At 69.3% G+C, this 22,193-nt stretch carries 23 protein-coding genes; 11 read left to right on the plus strand and 12 right to left on the minus strand.

Going from position 1 to position 22,193, the window contains the following annotated elements; translation table 11 throughout:
- Positions 1–68: 68 nt before the first annotated feature.
- Entirely contained in the window at positions 69–1,094 is a 1,026-nt protein-coding gene (gene fbaA, locus HOW07_RS03885; protein ID WP_064296439.1) for a class II fructose-bisphosphate aldolase, read from the plus strand.
- Between the two features lie 62 nt (positions 1,095–1,156).
- Here the strand turns inward: fbaA and HOW07_RS03890 are convergent, their stop codons facing one another.
- Both HOW07_RS03890 and HOW07_RS03895 read right to left on the minus strand, forming a co-directional pair.
- Entirely contained in the window at positions 1,157–1,765 is a 609-nt protein-coding gene (locus tag HOW07_RS03890; RefSeq protein WP_175116140.1) for a DUF6264 family protein, read from the minus strand.
- Positions 1,762–2,793 (minus strand): 4-hydroxy-3-methylbut-2-enyl diphosphate reductase, encoded by a 1,032-nt coding sequence (locus HOW07_RS03895; RefSeq protein ID WP_064296574.1) that lies wholly within the window; start codon positions 2,791–2,793, stop codon positions 1,762–1,764. Before HOW07_RS03895 ends, HOW07_RS03890 begins: the two co-directional genes overlap by 4 nt.
- A 135-nt stretch (positions 2,794–2,928) precedes the next feature.
- Between HOW07_RS03895 and xseA the strand changes: the two genes are divergently transcribed.
- From xseA to HOW07_RS03920, 5 genes are all read left to right on the plus strand, one after another.
- On the plus strand, positions 2,929–4,188 hold the full coding sequence (gene xseA, locus HOW07_RS03900; protein ID WP_064296441.1) for an exodeoxyribonuclease VII large subunit: 1,260 nt from the start codon (positions 2,929–2,931) through the stop codon (positions 4,186–4,188).
- A gap of 9 nt (positions 4,189–4,197) precedes the next feature.
- A complete protein-coding gene (locus tag HOW07_RS03905; RefSeq protein ID WP_079002054.1) occupies positions 4,198–4,434 on the plus strand; it encodes an exodeoxyribonuclease VII small subunit in 237 nt (78 codons plus the stop codon).
- A complete protein-coding gene (locus HOW07_RS03910) occupies positions 4,431–5,126 on the plus strand; it encodes a DUF4245 domain-containing protein (protein WP_158596546.1) in 696 nt (231 codons plus the stop codon). The genes HOW07_RS03905 and HOW07_RS03910 overlap by 4 nt, the downstream gene beginning before the upstream one ends.
- The gene (locus tag HOW07_RS03915; RefSeq protein WP_064296442.1) at positions 5,123–5,764 is read left to right on the plus strand and encodes a carbonic anhydrase; all 642 of its coding nucleotides are present in this window, start codon (positions 5,123–5,125) and stop codon (positions 5,762–5,764) included. The genes HOW07_RS03910 and HOW07_RS03915 overlap by 4 nt, the downstream gene beginning before the upstream one ends.
- Before the next feature lie 67 nt (positions 5,765–5,831).
- Entirely contained in the window at positions 5,832–7,235 is a 1,404-nt protein-coding gene (locus HOW07_RS03920) for a class II fumarate hydratase (protein ID WP_175116141.1), read from the plus strand.
- A 72-nt stretch (positions 7,236–7,307) separates the two neighbouring features.
- Here the strand turns inward: HOW07_RS03920 and HOW07_RS03925 are convergent, their stop codons facing one another.
- The 4 genes from HOW07_RS03925 to HOW07_RS03940 form a co-directional block, all read right to left on the minus strand.
- A complete protein-coding gene (locus HOW07_RS03925; protein WP_175116142.1) occupies positions 7,308–7,889 on the minus strand; it encodes an A24 family peptidase in 582 nt (193 codons plus the stop codon).
- Between the two features lie 100 nt (positions 7,890–7,989).
- The gene (locus tag HOW07_RS03930) at positions 7,990–9,414 is read right to left on the minus strand and encodes a PhoH family protein (RefSeq protein ID WP_079002048.1); all 1,425 of its coding nucleotides are present in this window, start codon (positions 9,412–9,414) and stop codon (positions 7,990–7,992) included.
- Between the two features lie 203 nt (positions 9,415–9,617).
- Complete coding sequence (locus tag HOW07_RS03935) at positions 9,618–10,784, minus strand: aminotransferase class V-fold PLP-dependent enzyme (protein WP_175116143.1); 1,167 nt, start codon at positions 10,782–10,784, stop codon at positions 9,618–9,620.
- Positions 10,781–11,563 (minus strand): isoprenyl transferase, encoded by a 783-nt coding sequence (locus tag HOW07_RS03940; RefSeq protein WP_064296447.1) that lies wholly within the window; start codon positions 11,561–11,563, stop codon positions 10,781–10,783. Before HOW07_RS03940 ends, HOW07_RS03935 begins: the two co-directional genes overlap by 4 nt.
- A gap of 73 nt (positions 11,564–11,636) precedes the next feature.
- Between HOW07_RS03940 and HOW07_RS03945 the strand changes: the two genes are divergently transcribed.
- Entirely contained in the window at positions 11,637–12,353 is a 717-nt protein-coding gene (locus HOW07_RS03945; protein WP_175116144.1) for a hemolysin III family protein, read from the plus strand.
- A 43-nt stretch (positions 12,354–12,396) separates the two neighbouring features.
- On the opposite strand, the gene HOW07_RS03950 is transcribed toward HOW07_RS03945, so the two are convergent.
- Positions 12,397–12,720, minus strand: a complete 324-nt coding sequence (locus HOW07_RS03950) for a hypothetical protein (RefSeq protein WP_254628158.1) — start codon at positions 12,718–12,720, stop codon at positions 12,397–12,399.
- Entirely contained in the window at positions 12,717–13,592 is an 876-nt protein-coding gene (gene mca, locus HOW07_RS03955) for a mycothiol conjugate amidase Mca (RefSeq protein ID WP_121290360.1), read from the minus strand. Before mca ends, HOW07_RS03950 begins: the two co-directional genes overlap by 4 nt.
- A gap of 168 nt (positions 13,593–13,760) precedes the next feature.
- Between mca and HOW07_RS03960 the strand changes: the two genes are divergently transcribed.
- Positions 13,761–14,195 carry a DUF4307 domain-containing protein gene (locus tag HOW07_RS03960; protein WP_158596544.1) on the plus strand — a complete coding sequence of 145 codons (435 nt, stop codon included), beginning with the start codon at positions 13,761–13,763 and terminating at the stop codon, positions 14,193–14,195.
- 156 nt (positions 14,196–14,351) lie between these two features.
- Positions 14,352–14,843, plus strand: a complete 492-nt coding sequence (gene greA / locus HOW07_RS03965; protein ID WP_240555708.1) for a transcription elongation factor GreA — start codon at positions 14,352–14,354, stop codon at positions 14,841–14,843.
- An 86-nt stretch (positions 14,844–14,929) separates the two neighbouring features.
- On the opposite strand, the gene ilvA is transcribed toward greA, so the two are convergent.
- Both ilvA and HOW07_RS03975 read right to left on the minus strand, forming a co-directional pair.
- On the minus strand, positions 14,930–16,186 hold the full coding sequence (gene ilvA / locus HOW07_RS03970) for a threonine ammonia-lyase (RefSeq protein ID WP_064296452.1): 1,257 nt from the start codon (positions 16,184–16,186) through the stop codon (positions 14,930–14,932).
- The gene (locus HOW07_RS03975; RefSeq protein ID WP_175116145.1) at positions 16,183–17,505 is read right to left on the minus strand and encodes an AI-2E family transporter; all 1,323 of its coding nucleotides are present in this window, start codon (positions 17,503–17,505) and stop codon (positions 16,183–16,185) included. The genes ilvA and HOW07_RS03975 overlap by 4 nt, the downstream gene beginning before the upstream one ends.
- A gap of 109 nt (positions 17,506–17,614) precedes the next feature.
- Here HOW07_RS03975 and HOW07_RS03980 point away from each other — a divergent pair, with 109 nt between their 5' ends.
- Complete coding sequence (locus HOW07_RS03980) at positions 17,615–18,949, plus strand: DNA glycosylase AlkZ-like family protein (RefSeq protein WP_175116146.1); 1,335 nt, start codon at positions 17,615–17,617, stop codon at positions 18,947–18,949.
- A gap of 44 nt (positions 18,950–18,993) precedes the next feature.
- Positions 18,994–20,511 (plus strand): hypothetical protein, encoded by a 1,518-nt coding sequence (locus tag HOW07_RS03985; RefSeq protein WP_121289936.1) that lies wholly within the window; start codon positions 18,994–18,996, stop codon positions 20,509–20,511.
- Positions 20,512–20,591: 80 nt separating this feature from the next.
- Here the strand turns inward: HOW07_RS03985 and HOW07_RS03990 are convergent, their stop codons facing one another.
- Positions 20,592–21,476 carry a M48 family metalloprotease gene (locus HOW07_RS03990; RefSeq protein ID WP_121289934.1) on the minus strand — a complete coding sequence of 295 codons (885 nt, stop codon included), beginning with the start codon at positions 21,474–21,476 and terminating at the stop codon, positions 20,592–20,594.
- A 19-nt stretch (positions 21,477–21,495) separates the two neighbouring features.
- Positions 21,496–22,062 (minus strand): LemA family protein, encoded by a 567-nt coding sequence (locus tag HOW07_RS03995; RefSeq protein WP_064296457.1) that lies wholly within the window; start codon positions 22,060–22,062, stop codon positions 21,496–21,498.
- Positions 22,063–22,193: the final 131 nt, after the last annotated feature.

A 22,193-nucleotide genomic window follows, 5' to 3' on the forward strand; every position in this document is an offset into this window, starting at 1 on the left:
CGTGCCGTATGCCTCGGAGCCCGAGTCACTAGACTTCAAGGCGAATCGTCCCCACGCAAGGAGAAGACATGCCCGTCGCCACCCCGGAACAGTACGCAGCGATGCTCGACAAGGCGAAGTCGAACGGGTTCGCGTACCCGGCGTTCAACGTCTCGAGCAGCCAGACCATCAACTCCGTCCTCCAGGGCCTCACCGAGGCCGGTTCCGACGGCATCATCCAGGTCACCACGGGCGGCGCCGACTACTTCGCCGGCCACACCGTGAAGAACCGCGCCGCCGGCGCGATCGCCTTCGCGAAGTTCGCCACCGAGGTCGCCAAGAACTACCCCGTCACCGTCGCGCTCCACACCGACCACTGCCCGAAGGACGCGCTCGACGGCTTCGTCATGCCGCTCATCGCCGCCTCCGAAGAAGAGGTCAAGGCCGGTCGCAACCCGATCTTCCAGTCCCACATGTGGGACGGCTCGGCGGTCCCGCTCACAGAGAACCTCGAGATCGCGACCGAGATGCTGAAGCGCACCAAGGCCATCAACGCCATCCTCGAGGTCGAGATCGGCGTCGTCGGCGGCGAAGAGGACGGCGTCAGCCACGACATCAACGAGCACCTGTACACCACCCTCGACGACGCCATCGCGACCGTCGAGGCGCTCGGCCTCGGCGAGCAGGGTCGCTACATGGCCGCCCTCACCTTCGGCAACGTGCACGGCGTCTACAAGCCCGGTAACGTCAAGCTCCAGCCCGAGCTGCTGAAGACCATCCAGGACGGCCTCACCGCCAAGTACGGCCACGGCCCCAAGCCGCTCGACCTCGTGTTCCACGGCGGATCGGGTTCCACCGACGCCGAGATCGCCGAGGCCGTCGCGAACGGTGTCGTCAAGATGAACATCGACACCGACACGCAGTACGCGTTCACCCGCTCGATCGCCGGCTACATGCTCTCGAACTACGAGGGCGTGCTGAAGCTCGACGGCGAAGTCGGCAACAAGAAGCTCTACGACCCCCGTGCCTGGGGCAAGGTCGCCGAGTCGGCGATGGCCGCTCGCGTCGTGGAGTCGACGAAGCAGCTCGGCTCGTACGGCACCAGCACCTCCTAGTCACCTGCACGAACAGAACGGGCCCGGCATCGCTGCCGGGCCCGTTCTTCGTGTGTGGATGACTACGGCTGCTGCGAGCGGACGTACTCCATGAACGCCGGGTCGGCGCCCATGGCCACGGCGAGACAGATCACCACGACCAGGTTCGCCGCGACACCGGCGACGAGCGGGATCCAGAAGGTCAATCGACCCGCGCGGAGCGACCGGCTCGACAGGATGATGGCGCCCACCCACAGGGCGATCTGGAGACCGAGCGCCAGGATGCCCATGGCGCTCGCGAGACCGTCCGAGGAGTATCCCGAGACACCCATCTGCACGAGTGCCGGGCGGATCAGGCCCGGGAGGTCGAGCAGGCCCGGCATGGTCACGATCAGGCCGACGAGGCCGAGTCCGAGCAGGATCGACGTCGCGATGCGGTCTCCGGCGACAGGACGTCTAGCGGTCACGGTCGGAGCGCCCGGCTGCATCACCCCAGGCTCATGCGCCTGCTCGCGCGTCTGCTCGCGGAGGGTCGGCTCCTGCTGCTGCCGTGGCTGCCGTCCGACGGGGACGACCGGCGCGATGCCGAGCTCCTCCGCCCGCTGCTCGTCGATGGGCTCGGCGATCCGGGCACGCTGCTCCTCGGGGGACGCGTATTCACCGAACTGCGGACGGGGGCGGGATTCGCTCATGGTCGACGCCCTCCCAGGGCGCGCGGATCGGTCGTGCCGGCAAGGTCTTTGCGCAGCTCCTTCGGCAGGGAGAACATGAGGTCCTCCTCGGCCGTCTTGACTTCCTGCACCGCGCCGTAGCCGGCACCGGAGAGCTCTTCGAGGACCTCGTCGACGAGGACCTCCGGCACGGAGGCGCCGCTCGTGACACCGACCGTGACGACGCCGTCGAGCCAGGCCTGCTGGATCTCGTTCGCGTAGTCGACGCGGTAGGCGGCCTTCGCGCCGTACTCGAGCGCGACCTCCACGAGACGCACCGAGTTCGAGGAGTTCGCCGACCCGACCACGATCACGAGGTCAGCGTCCTGGGCAACTTTCTTGATGGCCACCTGACGGTTCTGGGTCGCGTAGCAGATGTCGTCGCTCGGCGGATCCTGGAGCTTCGGGAACCGCTCGCGCAGGCGGCGGACCGTCTCCATGGTCTCGTCCACCGACAGCGTGGTCTGCGAGAGCCACACGACCTTGTCGGGGTCGGCGACGACGAGGTCGTCGACGGCTTCCGGGCTCGTCACGAGCGTGACGTGGTCGGGCGCCTCACCGGCCGTGCCCTCGACCTCCTCGTGCCCCTCGTGTCCGATGAGCAGGATCTCGTAGTCGTCGCGGGCGAAGCGCACGGCCTCGCGGTGGACCTTCGTGACGAGCGGGCAGGTGGCGTCGATCGCGAGCAGCCCGCGGTCGGCGGCGGCATCGACCACGGCGGGCGAGACGCCATGCGCACTGAAGACGATGTGCGCGCCGGACGGCACCTCGTCGACCTCTTCCACGAACACGGCGCCCTGGGCCTCGAGCTGATCGACGACGTGCACGTTGTGGACGATCTGCTTCCGGACGTACACCGGCGCGCCGTAGTGCTCGAGCGCCTTCTCGACGGCGACGACCGCGCGGTCCACGCCGGCGCAGTAACCGCGCGGGGCTGCCAGCAGGACGCGCTTCTCCCCGGCGACGGGGAGGTCTGCGAGGCGTCCGGCGATACGTCGGAGCCTCGGCATGCCGAGGCCGATGGCTGGGGCGTCGCGGAGATCGGTCACGTGTGGATTCTACGCGGCAGCGCTCGGGAGTCGGCCGTGAACGGCCGGGTGGTCCGCGACCGGCGCGCCGTCGCTGCTCGCGGCTAAGCTTGAGGGATGAGCGATGCACCGGCCACCATGGAAGCCCCCTGGCCGGTCGCGCTCCTCGGCACGAAGCTCCGCGACTACATCGACCGCCTCGGCACGGTCTGGGTCGAGGGCGAGATCACGCAGTGGGGCGCCTCGGGCGGCAACGTCTACGGCAAGCTCAAAGACCTCGAGATCGATGCGACGGTCGGGTTCACCATCTGGTCGTCCGTCCGCGCGAAGATCCCCGCCGACCTCAAACAGGGCGACCACGTGGTCGCGTTGGTCAAGCCGAACTACTGGCTCAAGGGCGGCACACTCACCATGCAGGTCATGGCGATGAAGCACGTCGGTATCGGCGACCTCCTCGAGCGACTCGAGCGACTCCGTCGGCAGCTCGCCGAGGAGGGGCTCTTCGACGCGTCGCGCAAGCGCCCGCTCCCGTTCCTCCCGCAGTGCATCGGGCTGGTCACCGGCAAGGACTCCGACGCCGAGAAGGACGTCCTGCGCAACGCGGAACTGCGCTGGCCCTCGGTCCGGTTCCGCGTCGTCCACGCCGCCGTCCAGGGCGACCGCACCCCCGGCGACGTCGTGAGCGCTCTGCAGACGCTCGACGCCGACCCCGAGGTCGACGTCATCATCGTCGCGCGCGGCGGTGGCGACTTCCAGAACCTCCTCGGGTTCAGCGACGAACGCGTGGTCCGTGCCGCGGCCGCCTGCACCACACCCCTCGTGAGCGCCATCGGCCACGAGGCGGACCGCCCGTTGCTCGACGACGTCGCCGACCTCCGTGCCTCCACACCGACCGATGCCGCCAAGCGGGTCGTCCCCGACGTCGCGGAGGAGTTCGCTCGCGTGCAGCAGGCCCGCGTCCGGTTGTCCTCCCGGGTGACCTCGTTGCTCGGTCACGAGATCGACCGACTCGCGACGCTCCGCACCCGTCCCGCGCTCGCCGACCCGTCCTGGATCGTCGACTCGCGGGCGGACGAGCTGACCCGAACGGTCGCCAGGGGTGCCGAGCTCATCGACCGCGCCGTCGAGCGCTCCCAGCGCGAGGTGACGGAACTCCGCGCACACCTCCGCGCCCTGTCGCCGCAGCGCACGCTCGACCGCGGCTACGCCATCGTCCAACGAGCGGACCCGGAGGCCGGCGTCCCGGGTGGCGCGGTCATCCGTGCCGAGGGCGACGCGCCCGCCGGGACGGAGCTCCTGGTCACCCTCGCCTCCGGCGCGATCGGCGCCTCCAGTACCGGCCCGGCCACGGCTGCCGCCCGGACCGACGACGAATAGGATAGAAGCATGCCAACCCCCTCCGATGTCCAGGAGCTCAGCTATGAGCAGGCACGCGACGAGCTCGTGCGTGTCGTGTCCGAGCTGGAGCAGGGCTCGGCGTCGCTCGAGGACTCCCTCCGCCTCTGGGAGCGCGGCGAACAGCTCGCCCAGCGCTGCGAGGAGTGGCTGATCGGCGCGAAGGCACGGCTGGACGCGGCACGCGCCGCCCAGCTCGGATCCGGCACTCCGGACGCACCGCGGTGAAGGGCACGAAGCCGCCGCGCGTCGTGGCCGAGCTCGGCCGCCCCGAGACGCCGCAGGAGACCGCCGACCGCAAGGCGGAGAACTCCCGCCTGTACCGCTCCCGCAAGACCGTCAACAACCTCGTCCTGTCGCTCCTGGCCACGGTCGGCCTCGTGGTCGTGATCGTGCTCGCCGTGCCCCGAGGCGAGGCCCCGGAACGCCCGACCGTCGACTACGCGCAGCTCGCCGGCCAGGCGCAGCCCGACCTCCCCGTCCCGCTCCTCACCCCCGAGCTCGGCGACGACTGGGGCAGCAACTACGCCGACGTCCGCACCGCAGCCTCACCGGTCGCCGGCACGCCCGACATCCGCTCCTGGAACGTCGGACTCATCTCCCCCGACGACGAGTTCGTCGGCCTCGTGCAAGGCGTGGACGCCAACGACACCTGGCTCCTCGCCGAGCTCGACGAAGCACGCCCCACCGGAACCGTCACGATCGACGGCGTCGAGTGGGTCGAATACGCGAACGGCAGCGGCTCCGACGACGGTAACGTCGCGTACGCCCTGTCGACCGTCGCAGGTCGGAGCACGGTCGCCGTGTTCGGCACGGCGAAGCCCGAGTACGTCCTCGATGTCGCACGCTCCGTGCGCACCGGGGTCACCGCCAACCTCGACGCCCCGCCGGGCGCCCCTGCAGAAACGGACTCAGAATGACCCAGAAGCGCCCCGGTGCCGTCTGGCGCGAGATGCAGCGCGGGAACGCGCGGTTCGTCGCCGGTCAGCCCGCCCACCCCCGCCAGGACGTCGAACGCCGCGCCACCCTCGCGCACTCCCAGGCCCCGGAGGCGGTCATCTTCGGCTGCTCCGACTCCCGCCTCGCGGCCGAGATCATCTTCGACAAAGGGCTCGGCGACCTCTTCGTCGTCCGCAACGCCGGCCAGATCGTCTCCGACTCGGTGCTCGGCACCCTGGAGTACGCCGTCGGCGTCCTGCAGGTCCCACTCATCCTCGTGCTCGCGCACGACGAGTGCGGCGCCGTCCGCGCGGCGATCGACTCGCAGATCGAGGACGCCACCCCGCTCCCCCCGTACATCGACCAGCTGATCCAGCAGATCGTCCCCGCCGTGAGCGCGGTCGCCGGCCCCGCACCGATCGACGCGGCCTCCGTCGACACCTCCGAGGTCGGACGACGCCACCTCCGCCGCACCGTCATGGAGGTCGTCTCGCGCTCCGAGCTCATCAGCGACGCCGTGGCGGCCGGGACGGTCGCCATCATCGGCGCGAACTACAAGCTCCTCGAGGGCACCGCCGTCGCCGACATCGTGATCGGCGACGTCACCGTCCCCGAATGACCTCCACCCCGCTCACCGACCGGTCGAGCGCAGCACCACCGCAATCGCACGAAGGAGAACGAACAGCGTGGTAGACACCTCAGCAACCGAGTACCGCATCGAACACGACACCATGGGTGAGGTGCGGGTCCCCGCGAACGCGCTCTACGGTGCGCAGACGCAGCGGGCGGTCGAGAACTTCCCGATCTCGGGCAGCGGGCTCGAGTCGGCGCAGATCGCCTCACTGGCCCGGATCAAGAAGTCCGCGGCACTCGCCAACGCCAAGCTCGGCGTCCTCGACCAGGGTGTCGCCGACGCGATCGCCGCAGCGGCCGACGAGGTCATCACCGGCGCGCACGACGCGCAGTTCCCGGTCGACACCTACCAGACCGGCAGCGGCACCTCGTCGAACATGAACATGAACGAGGTTCTGGCGACGCTCGCGAGCGCGCGCCTCGGCAGCCCGGTGCACCCCAACGACCACGTCAACGCCTCGCAGTCCTCCAACGACGTCTTCCCGACCTCCGTGCACATCGCCGTCACGAGCGCCCTCATCGACGAACTCATCCCGGCCCTCGACCACCTGGCCGTCTCGCTGGAGCGCAAGGCCGAGCTGTGGAAGACCGCGGTGAAGCCGGGCCGGACGCACCTCATGGACGCCACGCCGGTCACCCTCGGCCAGGAGTTCGGTGGCTACGCGCGCCAGATGCGTCTCGGCATCGAGCGTGTGCGCACGGCGCTCCCCCGCGTCGCAGAGGTCCCGCTCGGCGGGACCGCGACGGGCACCGGCATCAACACGCCGAAGGGCTTCCCCCAGCTCGTCATCGAGCTGCTCGCGCAGGAGACCGAGCTGCCCATCACCGAGGCGCAGGACCACTTCGAGGCCCAGGGCGCACGCGACGGACTCGTCGACGCCTCGGGAGCCCTCCGGGTCATCGCGGTCAGCCTCACGAAGATCTGCAACGACCTCCGCTGGATGGGCTCCGGCCCGAACACCGGTCTCGGAGAGCTGCACATCCCCGACCTCCAGCCGGGATCCTCGATCATGCCCGGCAAGGTGAACCCCGTGATCCCGGAGGCCGTCCTGATGGTCGGCGCACGGGTCGTCGGCAACGACGCGACCATCGCCTGGGCCGGCGCCTCTGGCTCCTTCGAGCTCAACGTCGCGATCCCGGTCATGGGCACGGCGCTCCTCGAGAGCATCCGTCTCCTGTCGAACGCGACCCGGGTCCTCGCCGACAAGACCGTCGACGGCCTCGAGGCCAACCTCGACCGCGCTGCGGCACTCGCCGGCTCCTCGCCGTCGATCGTCACCCCGCTGAACAAGATCATCGGCTACGAGTCGGCGGCGAAGATCGCCAAGCACTCCGTCGCCAAGGGCCTCACCGTCCGCGAGGCCGTCGTCGACCTCGGCTTCGTCGAACGCGGCGAGATCACGGAGGAGCAGCTCGACACGGCGCTCGACGTCCTCTCGATGACGCACCCCGGCTGAGTCGACCCGCTCGTCGAAACACCGAACGGCCCCGGAACCCTCGCGGTTCCGGGGCCGTCTCCGTCCGTGTGGTCACGCCGTGGCGGCGACCGCGCTCCAGCAGCCGAGGAGCAGGAACGGGCCGAACGGGATGCGGGTGCGCCAGCCAGCGGAGCCACCATGTGAGCGTGCGAGAAGCACGACGACCACACCCGCGAGGCCGGCCGAAAAGACCGACACCACCGCGAAGAGCAGCACCGCGGACGTCCCGAAGCAGCCGACCGCGAGGCCGAGCAGCGCGCCGAGCTTCACGTCCCCCATGCCCAGCCCGCCGAAGAGGGCGCATGCGTACAGGACGGCGCCGACCGCGGACCCCATCAGGAGCGGTTCGAGCGGGGCCACCTGACGCACTGCGGCATCGATGGCCGTGAGCGGCACCGCGATGGTGAGCGCCGGCAGCACGAGACGGTTCGGGAGCCGCCGCTCCGCGACGTCGATGCGCACGAGCGGCGGCGTGATGCAGGCGAGCCAGACGAGCACGATGACGACCGGACGCGGGTCGGGGTCGAGTCGGCCCGGAGTGACCGCCACGAGCAGCAGCGTCGAGCCGGCCATCGCCGCGGTGGCGACACGCGGGCGGAGCCGCCCGCCGGTGGAGGTCGGTCGCGAGGGCATCCCGTCAGGATAGGAGGATCATCGTGCCGGCCTCCGGCGTTCTCCACAGGCGGCCGGAGGCGGCGGAGCGAGCCTTGTCGGCCCGCTCTGCCGACGGCCGCTAGGCCAGCTCGTTCCCTTCGAGCATCTCGGTCACGAGTGCCGCGATGGCCGAGCGCTCCGAGCGCGTCAGCGTGACGTGCGCGAACAGCGGGTGCCCCTTGAGCGTCTCGATCACCGAGGCGACGCCGTCGTGGCGGCCGACGCGCAGGTTGTCGCGCTGGGCGACGTCGTGCGTGAGGACGACCCGCGAGTTCTGCCCGATCCGGCTGAGGACCGTGAGGAGCACGTTGCGTTCGAGCGACTGCGCCTCATCGACGATCACGAAGGCGTCGTGGAGCGAACGGCCTCGGATGTGCGTCAGCGGCAGCACCTCGAGGATGCCCCGCTCCACCACCTCGTCGAGCACGTTCTGCGAGACGACCGCGCCGAGCGTGTCGAAGATCGCCTGTCCCCAGGGGTTCATCTTCTCGCCCTGGTCGCCGGGCAGGTACCCGAGCTCCTGGCCGCCGACCGCGTACAGCGGCCGGAACACCATGATCTTCTTGTGCGCCTGTCGCTCGAGGACGGCCTCCAGACCCGCGCAGAGGGCGAGCGCGGACTTCCCCGTCCCGGCTCGACCTCCCAGCGAGAGGATCCCGATCTCGGGGTCGAGCAGGAGGTCGATCGCGAGCCGCTGCTCGGCCGAGCGTCCGTGCAGACCGAAGACGTCGCGGTCGCCGCGGACGAGCTTGTAGCTGCGCTTGCCCGTGACCCGCCCGAGTGCGGATCCCCGGTCGGAGTGGATCACAAGGCCGGTGTTGATCGGCAGGTCCTCGATGATCGGCGTCGTCCCCTCCTCGCGCTCCCACAGCGTGCTCATGTCCTCGGAGCCGAGGGTGATCTCGGACATGCCCGTCCAGCCGGAGTCGACCGCGAGTTCCGCCCGGTACTCCTCCGCCTGCAGACCGATGGACGCCGCCTTGACGCGCAGCGGCAGGTCCTTGGACACCACCGTGACCGTCAGGCCGTCGTTCGCCAGGTTCAGCGCGACCGCGAGGATGCGCGAGTCGTTGTCGCCGAGCTGGAGACCGGACGGCAGCGAGGCCATGCTCGAGTGGTTGAGTTCGACCCGCAGGGATCCGCCGTCACCGACCGGGATCGGGAAGTCGAGGCGTTCGTGCTCGATGCGGAGCTCGTCGAGGATGCGGAGTGCCTGACGTGCGAAGTAGCCGATCTCGGGGTCGTTGCGCTTGCCCTCGAGCTCGCTGATGACGACGACCGGGATGACGACGGCGTGCTCGGCGAACCGGAAGAGCGCCTTGGGGTCCGACAGCAGCACGGAGGTGTCGAGCACGTAGGTGATCTCGGCCTGCGCCTGATCTCCCCCGCTCACCGTGTGGTCGGCAGGTCGTCGGCTCGGTCTCGTCGACGCATCCCGCGTCTCGATGTCGGCTGACGTGTTCTGGATTTCTCGCGAGGCCACAACCACTCCCACCCCGAGCATCTGATGCTCGGATCACTGTGCGAAACGGCCGCCTGCAGGGTTTCGAGCCGAACTTGTGTGGCCGTCTCGACCGGGCTCCATGCCCGATGAGATGAACGTACGTCCGGCCACCGACATCGGTGCGACGACACGCCCCGTGTCCTGTTACGGGGAGGTGAACAGATGAGGGCCGTCTCCTGGACCGCCGGTGGTCGGACGGCGGCTCAGTAGCTCGCGGCCGTCGCGAACGAGAGCAGCGCACCGCGCAGTCGGTCCAGCGTCTGCCGACTGGTGCCGGCGTGCACGCTGAGCCGCACGGCCCCGGCGCGGATCGTCGCGGTGACGCCGTGGTTCTCGAGCGAGGTCCACAGCGTGTCGAGGACGGACTCCTCCGGCTCCAGGACGACGATGCCCGCGCGATCGTGTTCGTCTCGCGAGGAGACCACCGCGACACCGAACTCGTCCGCGAGCTCGATCACCTCGGCCGTGAGCTCGGCGATCGCCGCGTGCACCGTCGCGGTCCCGACGGCGACCGTGTCCTCCAAGGACGCCGCGAACCGCGCCGCCGCGAGCGGGTCGGGCCTGGTGATCGAGTATGCGCGCACGGATCGGCTCGGTGCCGGGGTAGCGCTGAACGGCCAGGCCTCGTCGGTGCCGGTCACGCCCGAGAAGACCGGCTCGAGCCGCTCGACGGCGCGGTCGCTCAGGGCGAGGAATCCGGTGCCCCAGCCTGCGCGCATCCACTTCTGCCCGCCCGAGGCGACCACGTCGGCGACGGCGTAGGGGGCGTCGACCACGCCGAAGCCCTGGATGGCGTCGACGATCAGGAGGCGGTCGCCGATCACCTCGCGGACGGCTTCGAGGTCGCAGACGTATCCGGTGCGGTAGTCGACGAGGCTCACGGCCACGGCGGTGACGGTGTCGTCGAGCTGTTCGTGCACGCTCTCGGCCGTCACGTGTCCGCGTCGCGTCTCGAGCCATCTCGGCGTGAGCACGTGCCGGTGCTCGGCGGCCCGCTCCGCGGCGAGCGGCAGCGTGGGGTATTCCAGGCGGGAGAGCAGGACCGTGCCGCTCAGACCGAACATCGCGTGCATGAGGCCCTGCGAGGTGTTGGGCTGGGCGACGACCTGGTCGGCGCGGAACCCGGTGAGCGTCCCGACGGCGGTCCGCATCCGTTCGTCTTGCCCGTCGACCGCGCCGAGCGTTCCGGGCGTCGCGCTCGCGAGCACGTCGTTCCAGCGGGCGGCCTCGAGGACGACGGACGCGGCCAACGGACCGACACTGCCGTAGTTGAGATAGCCGTCGACCTCACCGAATCCTGCTTGGAAGGTCTCCAACCGGGACGCCGTCTCCGGCTCGTCCGGCTCCGAGGCGGGCGTGGACCGGCTCATCCGCCGAACCGCCGCTGCCGTCTGGAGAAGTCGCGGAGGGCGCGGAGGAAGTCGACCTCGCGGAGGTCGGGCCCGAGCGCCTCGACGAAGTAGAACTCGCTATGGGCGCTCTGCCAGAGCATGAAGTCACTCATCCGCTGTTCGCCGCTGGTGCGGATGACGAGGTCGGGGTCGGGCTGGCCTCCCGTGTAGAGGTGCTCACCGATGAGGTCGGGGGTGAGCAGCGCCGCGAGGTCTTCCAGGCTCCGACCCTCGAGGTGGTGCTTGGCGACGATCGCGCGCATCGCGTCCACGATCTCGGTGCGACCGCCGTAGCCGACCGCGAGGTTGATGTGCATGCCGGCACGGTCGGCCGTGCGCTCCTCAGCACTCGTCAACGCCGTGCGCAGCGACTCCGGGAGACCGTCGCTCGAACCGACGTGCTTCACGCGCCAGTCACGGTAGTGCGACAGCCCCTCGGCGAGGTCGGCGATGATGTCGACGAGGTCGTCCAGCTCGTCCGGCGCGCGGTTCACCAGGTTGTCGCTCGACAGCAGGTACAGGGTGACGACGCCGATGCCGAGATCGTCGCACCAGGTCAGGAACTCACGCATCTTCGCCGCACCGGCCCGGTGGCCGTGCGCCGCGGTGTCGTACCCGAGCTGCTTGGCCCACCGCCGGTTGCCGTCGATGATCATCGCGACATGGTGCGGCAGCGTCTGCGGAGTGAGCGCCTTCCGGAGGCGCCGTGCGTAGACGCCGTACAGGAAGCCGTCCACCGGTGCGGAATGCCTCGTCATCACCCTGCAACGCTAGTGCAGTTTCCTGCATCGCTCCCAGTACGGGTTCCGTGCCACCCCGTATCCTGGACCCATGACGAGTGGAGATCCCGAGCTGCCGAAGCTGCCGTTGCTCGAGGTCGCCGCCGACGATGCCGCCGCACCGGAGGAGGTCAAACCGACCTGGCGCGGATGGCTGCACGCCGGGATCTTCCCCATCTCGATCGTCGCCGGCATCGTCCTCGTCGTGCTCGCACAGGGTGCGGCCGCGAAGTGGAGTTCGACGGTGTTCGTGCTCACCTCGATGCTGCTCTTCGGGAACTCGGCGCTCTACCACCGGTTCTCCTGGCGACCCTCGGTCAAGCTCCTCCTCAAGCGGATCGACCACGCCAACATCTTCCTGTTGATCGCCGGCACCTACACGCCGCTCGCCGTGCTCGCGCTACCACCGGCGCAGGGCAACCTCCTGCTCGTGCTCGTCTGGGGCGGCGCGCTCCTCGGCATCGGTTTCCGCGTGTTCTGGATCAACGCCCCGCGGTGGCTGTACGTCCCGCTCTACCTGGCACTCGGGTGGGGTGCGGTCGCGTACCTCGGCGACATCGCCCGCGGCAACTTCGCCACGATGGTGCTCGTCGCCGCCGGTGGCCTGTTCTACACGGTCGGCGCGGTCATGTACGCGATGAAGCGCCCGAACCCCTGGCCGGGGCGGTTCGGGTTCCACGAGCTCTTCCACCTGTGCACGGTGCTCGCGTTCCTCTCCCACTGGACCGGGATCCTGCTGATCGCGATCGACCCGGTCTACAACCGCTGACGACCCGCCTCCCGGCGAGCGGCGAGGCGTCGCGGTGGTGGTGTCAGCGGGCCGACCGGTCCGACGGCGGGCGAGAGTCGTCCTCGACGCCTGCGGGGGCCGCGTCACCGGTGTCGCTCCCAGCGCGGTCCGCGGCTGCCCGCTCGGCGACCTCGGCCTGGAGCCGCTCGTCGATCTCCGCGCGATAGTTCACACGGCGCACGCGACGCACCATGTCGATGACGAGGAAGACGACGATGCCGGCGATGGCGAAGGTGATCACGAAGCCCCACGGTCCCGGCGTCACCTGGTTCTCGTCGAACGCCGGCGAGGGCGACGGCGACGGCGTGACCGCCAACAGGACCTCGGTGAACAGGTGGTGCATCATGCGGTTCCTTCGCTGGTGTCGATGCCGTCGAACAGCTCCGACTCTGGAGTGGTCGACGCGACGTGCGACGTGACCAGTTGGTAGTCCTCGAACGGCCATGCGGCACGGAGGACGTCGTTGGGCCAGAAGAAGAACGGTGAGTCCGGCGGCACCTGGCTGCCGTGCGCCCGGAGCGCGGCGTCGCGAGCCTCGAAGAAGTCGCCGACGGGCACGTGCGTCGTCGCGAGATCGGGCCGGCCGGCCATCCACTCCCGCATCTCGGCCAGCCGCTCGACCGCCGGGTCGTCGGGGTGGTGCTCCAACAGGTAGGCGTACACGGCCTCGAGCCGGGCGGGGCTGAACGAGCGGTCGTAGTACAGCTTGTCGACGCGCCAGGGCTCGCCCGCTTCGGGATAGCGCGCGGGATCGGCCGCCGCTTCGAACGCGGCGACGCTCACCTCATGGCACCGGATGTGGTCGGGGTGCGGGTAGCCCCCGTTCTCGTCGTAGGTGATGATGACCTGCGGTCGGAAGGAGCGGACGATGCGCACGAGCACACCGGTCGAGACCTCGAGGGGGATGTCGGCGAAGCTCGCGTGTGGGACCGTACCGTCGTCACGGGCCATCCCGCTGTCCTGGTAGCCGAGCCACCGGTGCTCGATGTCGAGGATCTCCTGCGCCGCAGCCATCTCGAGGCGACGGTACCCGGGGAGGTCGCGCTCGATCATCGCGACGTCGGCGAGCCCGGGGTTCTGGAGATCGCCGCGTTCACCACCGGTGCAGCTGACGACCATGACCTCGGCGCCGAGGCTCCGGTAGTGCGCGAGGGTCGCCGCGCCCTTGCTCGACTCGTCGTCGGGGTGCGCGTGCACGGCGAGCAGTCTCATGGTCATGGTGCTCCGCCTTCCGGCTGGTCTGCGCGAGGGGACCGCTTCGCGACTCGTGACGTGACGACGCGGTCGGGACTCCGCATCCAGGAAGAGGCAATACGCTTGAGGTGTCGACCTCGAGGCGTCTCGCACTCCTGGTCCAGCTTAACCGTTCGAACCGGAGCCCGTGACGTGACCTCTCCCCTGCAGGATGCCGGCCCTCAGGACGCCATCGCGGCGCGTTACGGACGCACCCCTGGCAACCGTGCCCGTGACCGCCGCCTGATCTGGCTGGCCGCCGCAGCGTTCGCCGTCGTCTTCATCGCGTGGGTCGTGTGGGCCGGTCTCGACGGCAGTCGGCCGAGCATCGAGTCGCGCAACACGGCGCACGAGATTGTCGACGACACGATGGTCAGCGTGTCCTTCGAGGTCACCGGTCCGCAGGACACCCCCATGGCCTGCTCGGTCCAGGCACTCAACGAGCAGTTCGCGGTCGTCGGATGGAAGGTCGTCGAGCTGCCGCCGTCTGAGCAGCGCACCCGCACCTTCACGGAGAGCGTCCGCACCACGGAGCTCAGCAACACCGGCGTCGTCGACACCTGCTGGGTGGTCGAGCACCGCTCCTGACCAGCGAGGGCGTCGGCGCGCGAGCCACACTCCCGCGCCGATCGTGCGATACTCGAAGACAGTACTTCATACGCCCCGGCATTCCGCCGGGGCGTCTGGCATATGACGGGCGTTTCGGCCGTCATGTGCGGACCCACCATGCAAAGGAGTTCCATCGTGTCCGAGCAGATCCAGGAGACGTTCCTCACCCAGCAGGCCTTCGACCGACTGCAGGCGGAACTCGAACACCTCAGCACGACGGGCCGCGAAGAGATCGCCAAGCGCATCGAAGCGGCTCGCGAAGAGGGCGACCTCAAGGAGAACGGCGGCTACCACGCCGCGAAGGACGAGCAGGGCAAGCAGGAGGCCCGCATCCGGACGCTCACGCAGATGTTGCGCGACGCCAAGGTGAGCGAGGCACCGCAGTCCACCGGTGTCGTGGAGTCCGGCACCGTCATCACGGCGGTCGTCGCGGGCGGCGAGGAGCGGTTCCTGCTCGGCAGCCGCGAGATCGCGGGCAACACCGACCTCGACGTCTACAGCGAAGGCAGCCCGCTCGGTGCCGCCATCCTCGGTCTGAAGATCGGCGACAAGACCACCTACGAGGCGCCGAACGGCAAGGAGATCACGGTGTCGATCAGCGCGGTGGAGACCTACACCGGTTCCTGATCCGGCAGGTCGCGTCGTTCGCGACCGACCAGACGCAGCAGGGCCCCGCCGACACGGCGGGGCCCTGCTGCGTTCCGGCAGTCGGATCAGTCGTCGACGATCTGCGGGTCGTACCCCGCCTCGCGGAGCGTCTGCACGACGAGGTCGCGGTGGTCGGGCCCGCGCGTCTCGATGCTGAGCTCGAGTTCGACGTCGCTGATCTGCAGGCCGTGTCCGTGTCGGGTGTGCAGCACCTCGATGACGTTCGCATTGGCCTGCGCGACGAGCTCCGCCGTCCGTGCGAGCTGGCCCGGCCGGTCGGGCAGTGGGATGCGCAGGGTCAGGTAGCGGTCAGAGGCTGCGAGTCCGTGACTGACGACCCGCTGCAACAGGAGGGGGTCGATGTTGCCGCCGGAGAGGATGGTGACCGTCGTGCCGGTCGGCTCGATCTTCCCGGCCAGGATCGCCGCGACGCCGGCGGCTCCGGCAGGTTCGACGACGAGCTTGGCGCGCTCGAGGAGGACCACGATGGCCCGGGCGAGGTCGTCCTCGCTGACGGTGACGACCTCGTCGACGAGCGCGCTGATCATCTCGAAGTTGAGCTCGCCGGGACGGGCCACGGCGATGCCGTCGGCGATGGTGGGCTGCACGGCGATGGTCGTCGGGGTTCCGGCTTCCAGCGACACCGGGTACGCGGCCGCGTTCGCCGCCTGGACGCCGATCACCCGGATGGTGCGTCCTTCGAGGGCCGCGCGCTGCTTCATGACCCCCGCGACACCCGAGATGAGCCCGCCGCCGCCGATCGGCACGATGACCGTCTCGACGTCGGGGACCTCCTCGAGGATCTCGAGCCCGAGCGTGCCCTGCCCGGTGATGACGTCCGGGTGGTCGAACGGCGGGATGAGGATGGCACCGGTCTCCGCGGCGAACTCGGCGGCGGCGATCAGCGGTTCCGCCACCGTGTGGCCGCGCAGGATGACGTGCGCACCGTAGTCGCGCGTGGCGGCGAGCTTCGGGAGCGGGACGCCGACCGGCATGAAGATGGTCGCGGTGATGCCGAGCTCGCGGGCGGCGAAGGCGACGCCCTGCGCGTGGTTGCCCGCCGAGGCGGCGACGACGCCGCGCGCCCGCTCCTCGGGGGTGAGGCTCGACATGCGGTTGTACGCGCCGCGGATCTTGTAGGAGCCGGTCCGCTGGAGGTTCTCGCACTTGAGATGCACGGGCACGCCGAGGACGTCGGCGAGGTAGCGGGAGCTCTCCATCGGCGTGCGCTGGACGGTGCCGACGAGGGTGTCCCTGGCTCGCTCGAACGCGGCGAGCGACGGGCCGGGGAACACGGGTGTGGTGGTCGTTGTATCGGTCATGGTGTGCGGGGTCCTGGACTTTCTGGGGACGAGGTCTCTCGGAGGTCTTCGCTGGGGTGCTGGGGCTCATGATCGCCTGGGCGATCCTGCGGCTCGTGGGACGAGCGGGAGCCCGGACGGATTCGCCTGGGGCTCGGGACGGTCTGCCAGATGGCGCCGTCGGTACCCGGTTCCGGCGGCGCACTGCCGCCGGTCCGCCACGTGCCGCTGGCGATGGTGTGGACCATCACGTTGATCACGGCCACCACGGGCACCGCGAACAGGGCGCCGGGGATGCCGGCGACGAGTGTGCCGCCCGCGACGGCGAGGACGACGGCGAGTGGGTGCACCTTGACGGCCGTACCCATGATGAGCGGCTGCAGGACATGCCCCTCGAGCTGCTGGACGAGGAGCACGACACCGAGCATGAGCAGCGCGATGACCGGACCGTTGTAGACGAGCGCGAGGAAGACGGCCACGGCTCCGGTCACGACGGCACCGACGATCGGCACGAACGAGCCGAGGAACACGAGCACGGCGACCGGGATCGCGAGCGGGACGCCGAGGAAGAACGCGCCGAGTCCGATACCGACCGCATCGATCGAGGCCACGAGGATCTGTGTGCGGACGTAGTTGCCGAGCGTCCGCCATCCTGCGCGACCGGCGCTGTCGACGGCGGGGCGTGCCCGCTGCGGGAAGACGCGCACCGTCCAACGCCAGATCGTCCGACCGTCGATGAGCATGAACAGCAGACAGAAGAGCGTCAGGAAGACGCCCGTCGCGACATGGCCGAGCGTCGAACCGATCGACAGGGCGCCTGAGAGCAGGACCTGGCTGTCCTGCTGGAGCGAGTCGAATGCCTGGGCGATGAAGTCGTTGAGCTGCGTCTCGGTCACGTGCAACGGGCTGGCGAGCAGGAAGGCCTTGAAATCGCCGTAGGCGGTCATGGTGCGGGCCTGCACGGAGGCGAACTGCGAGGTGATCTGCGAGATGGCGAGGAAGATCAGTCCGCTCACCACGGAGAGCGTGCCGACCATCGCGAGTGCGATGGCGAGGCCCTTCGGCCAGCGGTGACGCACCAGGACGTCGACGAGAGGCTTCAGCAGCGCGGAGACGAGGACGGCGATGAGGAGCGGGATGACGATGAGGCGGAGCTGCACGACGAGGAAGACGAGCAGCGCGACGACCGCGGCCACCAGCAGGATCCGCCAGGACCACGCTGCGGCCACGCGCATGCCGCGCGGGACGCTGCTCGATCCGCTCAGGTCCGGTTCGCGCACGGGCGAGGCCGCTTCGGGGAGGAAGCGTCCCCACCAGGTCTTCGGAGTGTCGTCCGCCATTGCTCAAGTGTAGGGCTGGCACATGCCGGTGAGCGCATGCGGACGCCGGTGGGCGGCGGCGCCTCCGCAGTGCACGGCGGGTGTCCGACGCCGGTGCTAGCGTCGGGCCGTGTCCGCTTCCCTCTCCCCCGCCCTCGCCCGACGGATCGCGCTCGGTGCGCAGGGACTCGGCGCCCCGCAGCGCACGACCCCGGCGGGTACCCGCACCCTGCGCTCGGCGATCGACCGGCTGGGGCTCCTGCAGATCGACTCCGTCAACGTGTTCGAGCGCAGTCACTACCTGCCGCTGTTCGCGAGGCTCGGCGGGTACGACAAGACACTGCTCGATCGCTTGACGCTCGGAGCCGACGCGCCCTACCTCGAATACTGGGCGCATGAGGCGGCCTTCATCCCCCGCGACTCGTGGCCGCTGTTCCGGTGGCGGATGGACGCGCACCGCGCGAAGCATGCCGGCGACGAGACCACCTGGGCGAGCCAGAACACGGAGATGTTGGACTGGGTGCGAGCACTCCTCCGCGTCGAGGGGCCACTGAAGGCGAGCGAGATCGAACACGACGCGAACGTCCGACGCGGACCCTGGTGGGGATGGTCCGATGTGAAGCGGGCCTTGGAGGTCCTGTTCCTCTACGGCGAAGTGGTCACTGCCGGTCGCGACCGGTTCGAACGCCGGTACGCACTGGCCGAGCAGGCGCTCCCGCAGCACCTCCTCGACCTCGACGTCGACCGGGCCGATGCGATCCGTGCGCTCGTCGAGCAGGCCGCCGCAGCGCACGGCGTCGCGACCGTCGCCGACCTCGCGGACTACTTCCGGATCAAGCCGCAGACCGCGGTCCGCCGGGCGGTCGACGAGCTGGTGGACGCCGGTGTGCTCGAACCCGTGACCGTGGCCGGCTGGGAGCGACGCGGCGGGGCGCAGGAGGCATGGTTGCACCGGGACGCCCGACGGCCACGGCGGATCGAGGGGGCCGCGCTGCTCAGCCCGTTCGACCCGGTCGTCTGGTTCCGCGAGCGCGCCCTCCGCATGTTCGGGCTCCACTACCGGATCGAGATCTACACGCCGGAGCCCAAGCGGGTCTACGGCTACTACGTACTCCCGGTCCTCATCGACGGCGAGATCGTCGCGCGCGTCGACCTGAAGAGCGACCGCCAGGCCGGGGTCCTGCGGGTCCAGTCCGCCTGGTTCGAGCGTGGGCACCAGGATGCCGTCGTCAGGGGGCTGCGTCCCGTCGCCGACGACGCGATCGCGGGACGCCTGGCGGAGCTCCTCGAGCAGACGGCCCACTGGCAGGGACTCGACGCGGTGGTCGTCGTCGACCGCGGGACGCTGGCGGCACCGTTGGCGCATGCCCTTGGCACCCGGCTCCTCCCACTCACGCCGGACATGGGCACTACTCCCCATGCTCAGCCTGCACAATCACTCTCAGGAGATACACAACAACTATAGGATTGGGGGGCACCTTCATGGTCCGAAACGAGGGGAACCCGCCCATGAGCAACGACGACACCACACCACAGCAACCAGGCCCGCCGAACCCGGGCGAGCAGCAGCACCAGCCGCCCCAGGGCGACCAGCAGCCCTCGTACCAGCAGGGTCAGGAGCAGCCCAACCCGTACCAGTCAGGACAGCCGCAGACGCCGAACCCGTACCAGTCGGGCCAGCAGCAGACCCCGAACCCGTACCAGTCCGGACAGCAGCAGACCCCGAACCCGTACCAGCAGGGTCAGCAGAACCCGTACCAGTCCGGACAGCAGCAGACTCCGAACCAGGCACCCCCGGCTCCCTACGGTCAGCAGACCGGACAGCAGACCGGCGCGCAGAACCCGTACCAGCAGGGCCAGCAGCCCAACGGCCAGTACGCGACGGCGCAGAACCCGTACGCGACCGGCGCTCCGAAGCAACCGATGGACCCGAAGCAGAAGAAGCGGATCATCCTGTGGTCGTCGATCGCCGGTGGCGCACTCGTGCTCATCGCTGCAGCCGCCATCACCATCGGTGTGCTGAACACCACGGCGTTCGGCCCGCAGGCGAAGGTCGAGGAATACCTCAAGGCCATCGCCGCCGGAGACGCGAAGCTCGCGACGAGCCTCGTCGCGCCGGACCCGTCGATCGTCGGCAGCACCGACGACGAGTCTGCAGAGCCCGAAGCCACGCCGGACCCCTCCGCGTCGGCCGATCCCGACGCCGAAGCGGCAGCCCCCGAACCCGTCAAGCCGACCGCACTGCTCACCAACGAGGTCCTCAAGGGCGCCGACGAGCGCATCAAGAACCCCGAGGTCGGCCGGGTCTACAACCGCAACGGCGAGGCACGCGTGCAGGTCACGTACGAACTCGCCGGCAAGAAGTACGAGGACTCGGTCACGCTCGAGAGCGAAGGCAAGCAGTTCCTGTTCTTCGACCAGTGGAAGCTCGCCAGCTCCCTCGTCGGCAGCATCAACGTCTACACCGGTCTCGGTGGCACGGCGTTCAGCGTCAACGGCGTCAACTTCGACGGCGCGTCCGACGAGAGCCTCTTCGCCTACCCGGCGGTCTACACGATCGCTCCGCCGGAGAGCAAGTTCCTGCAGGGCGACGCGCAGACCGTCACCCTCACGTCGTACACGGCCGGTGAGGGCTCAGCCTTCATCGACATCGACGTGACCGCCACCGAGGCGCTCACGACCGAGGTCACGAAGCAGGTCGTCGCGATGATCGAGAAGTGCCTCGACGTCACCACGCTCGACACCAGCTGCGGCGTCATGCCGGACTGGCAGCAGAAGCAGTTCACGAGTGTCGGCCCGGTGACCTGGACGCTCACCTCTCCCCCGACCGTCGAGGTCGATGAGAGCGGTTCGTACTTCTACACCTCGGACGGCCGCATCGACGGCTCGTTCGACGCCTCCTGGTACGGCAGCGCCGTGGCTGGTCAGCAGGTGTGGGACACGTACCTGAACTTCCCCGGCAAGATCACGATCGACGCCGACGACAAGGTCACGGTGACGTTCGACTCCGACGAGCAGACCGAGTAACGGTTCTCGCCTGAACGCCGAATGGGGCGGCACCTCCGGGTGCCGCCCCATTCGTGTGTCCGGGGCCGGGATGTCCTCGCCTAGAAACCGTCGCCGATGGTGCTCAGGCGCTTGATCCGCTCGACGAGCGGCGGGTGGGTGCTGAACAGGCGGGCGACCGTGCCGGGCTTCAACGGGTCGGAGATCCAGAGGTGCGCCATGGACGAGTTCTGCTTCGCCATCGGTCGGCCGTACGCGGCGAGCTTCCCCAGCGCGCTCGCGAGCGCTTCCGGATGACGGGTCGTGAGGGCCCCCGTCGCGTCGGCGAGGTACTCACGCTGCCGCGAGATGGACAGCTGGACGAGCGTCGCGAGCAGCGGCGCCACGAGCATCGCCACGATGCCGATGATGAGCATCACGGGGTTGCCGCCGTTGTTGTTGTTCCGGTTGCCGCCTCCCCAGATCGTCATCCGGAGGAGCATGTCGGAAAGGAACCCGATCGCGACGACGAGGCCGAAGACGACCATAGACACGCGGATGTCGTAGTTGCGGACGTGACCGAGCTCGTGGGCCATGACCCCCTCCAGCTCGGCGTCGTTGAGGATCTCGAGGAGGCCGGTCGTCGCGGCCACCATCGCGTGCTGGGGGTCGCGACCCGTCGCGAACGCGTTGGGTGCCGGGTCGGCGATGAGGTACACCTCGGGCATCGGTGTCCCGGTCGTGATCGCGAGGTTCTCGACGATGCGGTACAGCCTCGGGTTGTCGGCCAGCTCGATGCGCTGCGCTCCGGTCATCGCGATGGCCTGCCGCCCCGCGAAGAAGTACTGGATCACCGCGTACACGACGGCCACGACGAGGACCACGATCGTGATCGTCAGATTCTGGTAGAGATACCCCGCGAGCCAACCGAGGCCGCCGATGATGACCAGGAAGACGACGAAGATCAGGACCGTGTTGAGCTTGTTCCTGGCGATGGCGCGGTACATGGGACTGCGCTACCGCACGTCAGAACTGGACGCGCGGCGGTTCGGCGATCGCCGCGTTGTCGGTGACCTCGAAGAAGTCGTGCTCCGAGAACCCGAGGCCCTTGGCGAACAGGTTGTTCGGGAACACCTTGACCTTGGTGTTCAGCTCCCGGACACCGCCGTTGTAGAAGCGGCGCGAGGCTTGGATCTTGTCCTCGGTGTCGACGATCTCGGACTGGAGCTGGAGGAAGTTCTGGCTCGCCTGGAGCTGCGGGTAGGCCTCCGCGACGGCGAAGATGCTCTTCAGCGCCTGCTGCATGTGGGTCTCGGCCTCACTCACGGCCGCCGGTCCCTGGGCGGTGAGCGTTTCGGCACGAGCCTTCGTCACGTTCTCGAACACCGCCTTCTCGTGCGCCGCGTACCCCTTGACCGCCTCGATGAGGTTCGGGATCAGGTCGGCGCGCCGTTTCAGCTGGACGGTGATGTCGCTCCACGCCTCCTCGACTCGCACGTTCAGCGTCACGAGCGAGTTGTACGTCACCCAGAAGTAGATGCCGACGATGACGACCAGGGCGACGACGATGAGGACTGGGATCAGCCATTCCATGAGGATGGGCTCCTTGTGAGTCGATGGAGAGCGGGTCCGCCCATTCTACCTGCGACCCGCCGGTGCCCTTGGGGAGTTCGGAGGAAGCACGCAGCAGGCGTGCAGCGCGGACGCACCGGACTCCCGGCCGG

Origin of the sequence: Plantibacter sp. MCCC 1A11337, from assembly GCF_013349365.1 — a bacterium.
GTDB classification, from domain to species: Bacteria; Actinomycetota; Actinomycetes; order Actinomycetales; family Microbacteriaceae; genus Plantibacter; species Plantibacter flavus_A.

Excerpts from the sequence above, each read along its gene's own strand:
- xseA (WP_064296441.1), top strand. The coding sequence starts at position 2,929 with ATGAGCGATGCACCGGCCACCATGGAAGCCCCCTGGCCGGTCGCGCTC.
- HOW07_RS03945 (WP_175116144.1), top strand. The coding sequence starts at position 11,637 with ATGACGAGTGGAGATCCCGAGCTGCCGAAGCTGCCGTTGCTCGAGGTC.
- mca (WP_121290360.1), bottom strand. The coding sequence starts at position 13,592 with ATGACCATGAGACTGCTCGCCGTGCACGCGCACCCCGACGACGAGTCG.
- HOW07_RS03940 (WP_064296447.1), bottom strand. The coding sequence starts at position 11,563 with ATGACGAGGCATTCCGCACCGGTGGACGGCTTCCTGTACGGCGTCTAC.
- HOW07_RS03975 (WP_175116145.1), bottom strand. The coding sequence starts at position 17,505 with ATGGCGGACGACACTCCGAAGACCTGGTGGGGACGCTTCCTCCCCGAA.
- HOW07_RS03895 (WP_064296574.1), bottom strand. The coding sequence starts at position 2,793 with ATGCCGAGGCTCCGACGTATCGCCGGACGCCTCGCAGACCTCCCCGTC.
- HOW07_RS03930 (WP_079002048.1), bottom strand. The coding sequence starts at position 9,414 with ATGCTCGGGGTGGGAGTGGTTGTGGCCTCGCGAGAAATCCAGAACACG.
- HOW07_RS03905 (WP_079002054.1), top strand. The coding sequence starts at position 4,198 with ATGCCAACCCCCTCCGATGTCCAGGAGCTCAGCTATGAGCAGGCACGC.
- HOW07_RS03950 (WP_254628158.1), bottom strand. The coding sequence starts at position 12,720 with ATGATGCACCACCTGTTCACCGAGGTCCTGTTGGCGGTCACGCCGTCG.
- fbaA (WP_064296439.1), top strand. The coding sequence starts at position 69 with ATGCCCGTCGCCACCCCGGAACAGTACGCAGCGATGCTCGACAAGGCG.
- HOW07_RS03990 (WP_121289934.1), bottom strand. The coding sequence starts at position 21,476 with ATGTACCGCGCCATCGCCAGGAACAAGCTCAACACGGTCCTGATCTTC.
- HOW07_RS03985 (WP_121289936.1), top strand. The coding sequence starts at position 18,994 with ATGAGCAACGACGACACCACACCACAGCAACCAGGCCCGCCGAACCCG.
- HOW07_RS03995 (WP_064296457.1), bottom strand. The coding sequence starts at position 22,062 with ATGGAATGGCTGATCCCAGTCCTCATCGTCGTCGCCCTGGTCGTCATC.
- HOW07_RS03935 (WP_175116143.1), bottom strand. The coding sequence starts at position 10,784 with ATGAGCCGGTCCACGCCCGCCTCGGAGCCGGACGAGCCGGAGACGGCG.
- HOW07_RS03890 (WP_175116140.1), bottom strand. The coding sequence starts at position 1,765 with ATGAGCGAATCCCGCCCCCGTCCGCAGTTCGGTGAATACGCGTCCCCC.
- HOW07_RS03915 (WP_064296442.1), top strand. The coding sequence starts at position 5,123 with ATGACCCAGAAGCGCCCCGGTGCCGTCTGGCGCGAGATGCAGCGCGGG.
- HOW07_RS03925 (WP_175116142.1), bottom strand. The coding sequence starts at position 7,889 with ATGCCCTCGCGACCGACCTCCACCGGCGGGCGGCTCCGCCCGCGTGTC.
- ilvA (WP_064296452.1), bottom strand. The coding sequence starts at position 16,186 with ATGACCGATACAACGACCACCACACCCGTGTTCCCCGGCCCGTCGCTC.